Origin of the sequence: Tahibacter caeni, from assembly GCF_024609805.1 — a bacterium.
Taxonomy (GTDB): Bacteria; Pseudomonadota; Gammaproteobacteria; order Xanthomonadales; family Rhodanobacteraceae; genus Tahibacter; species Tahibacter caeni.
Window position 1 is genome coordinate 1 of sequence record NZ_JANFVR010000424.1, and the last position, 3,419, is coordinate 3,419.

The 3,419-nt window shown below is 72.2% G+C and carries 3 protein-coding genes; 2 read left to right on the forward strand and 1 reads right to left on the reverse strand.

The window, feature by feature from the left end:
* The coding region (locus NON22_RS21960; protein ID WP_257389137.1) for a protein-disulfide reductase DsbD domain-containing protein at positions 1-535 on the reverse strand (535 nt) is incomplete at its 3' end.
* Positions 536-756: 221 nt separating this feature from the next.
* Between NON22_RS21960 and NON22_RS21965 the strand changes: the two genes are divergently transcribed.
* Positions 757-2,469, forward strand: coding sequence for a DUF1800 domain-containing protein (locus tag NON22_RS21965; protein ID WP_257389138.1), 1,713 nt, complete (start codon positions 757-759; stop codon positions 2,467-2,469).
* 10 nt (positions 2,470-2,479) lie between these two features.
* Positions 2,480-3,419: DUF1501 domain-containing protein (locus NON22_RS21970; protein WP_257389139.1), on the forward strand; the 940-nt coding region annotated here is incomplete at its 3' end.

Below are 3,419 nucleotides of genomic sequence, written 5' to 3' on the forward strand. Positions count from 1 at the left end.
CCAGCGCCGTGCGCAGCGGCTCGGCCGCGGCGCCGTCGGCCGGTCCGCTGCCGGCCGCGACGACGGGCAGGTCCAGGCTCAGGCGCGCCTGGCCCGGAATGCATTCCTCGCGGCAGACCAGCCAATGCGCCTGCACGGTCACGTTCGCCGTGCTGCCGGCCCTGGCATCGGCCGGCACGCGGACCGCGACCGGCAGCAGCGCCTCGCCGGAATAGCCGAAGTTGAACAGCTCGCCGAGCTGCAGCCGCTCGGGCGCTGGCCAGTCGATCGGTCCGGCCTGCCAGCCCGGCGGCAAGGTCCATTCGAGCCGCGTCGCGAGGCCGGTGTCGCCGGCGTTCGTCCAGTAGGTGTGCCAATGCGCGTCGTGGCTCAGGCGCAGGCCGAGCCAGTTGTCGCGGCCGGCGACGAGCGCCTGCTTGCCGGCGACGAGCTCGACCGTCAGGTGCTCGCTGCGCAGGGGCGCGGCCGAGGCCGGGCCGGCGCTCGCCGCGACCAGGCCGCAGAGAATCGGCAGTGCGTGCGGAGTCGGCCGCATGAAAGCTCCTGGACGGGATAGGGACCCGGACGAAGTCCGGGCGCAGAAACAGACAGCACCTTAGCGCAGGCGTTGCGGGCGTCGCGGGCCAGACTGCGCCCAAGCGACGCGCCGCTGCGCCGTGCCGTGGGCGCGTCGCGGTCAGAACCGCAACACCTGAGGCGCCCGCCGTGCGCTTTCCGTCCTCGGACCCGACGAAGAGGACACAAGAGGTAAGCCGCATGTCCGTCCTGTTGCGCGCGCTGGTCCTGTGCGCCGTCGCCGGCCTGTGCCAGCCGGCCGGGGCCGCCGACCTGATCTTCCGCGACGGCTACGAGTTCGCCGCGCGCCCGTCCAGCCGCGGCGAAGCGTCCCGTTTCCTGACCCAGGCCACGTTCGGACCGGGCGACGCGGAGATCGACGCGCTGGCCGCGAGCAGCTACGCCGCGTGGATCGACGCGCAGATCGCGCTGCCGCCGAGCTATTTCCTGCCGTACATGCGCAGCCAGGCCGGCATCACCGATCCGCTGCAGCCGATTCCGTTCGCCGAATTCCTGCAGGCCTGGTTCGTGCGCGCGCTGTCGGCGCCGGACCAGCTGCGCCAGCGCGTCGCGTTCGCGCTCAGCGAGATCCTCGTCGTGTCCGAGCGCGGCAACGGCCTCGACAACGACGGCCTCGCGCTCGGCGCCTACTACGACATCCTGCTGCGCCATGCGCTCGGCAACTATCGCGACCTGCTCGAGGACGTGACCCTGAGCCCGGCGATGGGCCGCTACCTGAGCATGTACCGCAACCGCAAGCCCGACCCGGCCGACAACATCCAGGCCGACGAGAATTATGCGCGCGAGGTCATGCAGCTGTTCTCGATCGGTCTGGTCAAGCTCAACCGCGACGGCACGCCGCTGCTGGTCGGCGGACAGACCGTGGCGACCTACGACGGCGACGTCGTGCGGAATCTCGCACGCGTGTTCACGGGCTGGGCCTGCCATTGCGGCCCCGGCCAGCAGTGCGTGCCCGATCCGTTTCCGGTAGAGCCGTTCACCTGCAGCACCGAGCACGAGCTCGTGCCTTATGAGGCGTATCACGACCGCGACCAGAAGCGCCTGTTCGACGGCATCGTGCTGCCGGCCGGCAGCGACGCGCGGCCCGAACTCGAGCGTGCGCTCGACGCGCTGTTCCTGCACCCGAACGTCGCGCCGTTCGTCTCGCGCCAGCTGATCCAGCGACTCGTCACGAGCAATCCGACGCCGGCCTACGTGGAGCGCGTCGCCGCGGTGTTCGAGAACGACGGCCACGGCGTGCGCGGCAATCTCGCCGCGACCGTGTCGGCGATCCTGCGCGACCGCGAGGCGCGCGAAGGCCAGCGCGGCTCGGCGAGCTTCGGCAAGGTGCGCGAGCCGCTGCTGCGCCTGAGCGCGCTGTGGCGCGCGTTCGACGTGGTCTGGGACGACGACGAGCTGTTTCCCGACGATCGCGACATCCATGAAAGCCACAACCAGGCGCCGCTGCGCTCGCCGTCGGTGTTCAACTTCTTCGCGCCGGGCTATAGCCCCGGCGGCGTGCTCGCCGCGCCGGGCCTGGTCGCGCCGGAAATGCAGATCGTCACGGCGAATTTCGCGATACGCCTCGCCAACGACGTGTCCAATCGCGTGTTCTGGGGCTATCGCGGCGGGCCGATGGACGATCCGCAGTTCGTCGGCGTGCGCCTGGTCCGGCTCGCCCGCTGGGAGCAGTCGATACGTCCCGCGGCCGGCGCGACCGAGGCGCCGCCCGGCGCGCTCGACGGCCTGCTCGACCGCTGCGCCGAACTGCTGCTCGGCGGACAGATCTCGCCGGCGCTGCGCAGCCGCGTCCGCGCCCGCCTGCTCGCGGTGCCGGCCGACGAGCCGCTGCGCCGCGTGCAGAACGCGATCTACCTGATCGCGACCTCGCCCGAATTCGCCGTGCAGCGCTAGGAAAATGCCGATGAACGACCCATCCCTCGCCGCATCGCGCCGCCGCTTCCTGCGCCGCAGCCTCGCCGCGCTGGCCGGCGGCGCCGGTTTCTTCGCCGCGCCGCAAAGCCTGTCCCTGCTCAATGCGGCCTGGGCCGGGCAGGGCTCGTGCGGCGGCGACTACAAGGCCCTGGTCTGCGTGTTCCTGCTCGGCGGCAACGATGGCCACAATCTCGTCGTGCCGCGCGGCGACGCCGAATACGCGCAGTACGCCAATCGCCGCCGCGGCCTGGCCATCGCGCAGGACCAGCTGCTGCCGCTGCAGGCGCAGGGGGCGCCGGTCGCGCTCGGCCTGCATCCGGCCATGCCCGAACTCGCGCAACTGTTCGACCGCGGCGATGTGGCCATTCTCGGCAACGTCGGCGCGCTGCTCGAACCGGTCAGCCGGCAGGCCTACGACGCGCGCACGGCGCGGCTGCCGCCGCAGCTGTTCTCGCACAACGACCAGCAGGCCTTCTGGCAATCCCTGCAGGTGCGTTCGGCCACCGACACGACGCCGGCCACGGGCTGGGGTGGACGCCTGGCCGAGCTGCTCCAGGCCAGCCACAACGCCTGCGCCACCCTGACGATGAGCCTGTCGCTGGCCGGCGCGAATCCGTTCCAGGTCGGTCCGGCCGGCGACGCGCTCGGCGTGGACACCGGCGCGATCCGCGCGATCGAGAACGAGCGCGACCCCACGGCGGCGGCCGAGCTCGAAGCGGTCTACGGCGAGACGCAGAGCCATCTGCTCGTCGAGCAATACCGCCGCGCCACGCGCCGCGCGATCGACGACTACGCCGTGCTGCGCACGGCGCTCGCCGCGGCGCCGGCGTTCGACGGCGCATTTCCGCCGCCACCGGAGCCCGGCGACCCGGCGGCGGCGCGTTTCGCGTTCGCGCTCGGCAGCCAGCTGCGCCGCACCGCGCAGCTAG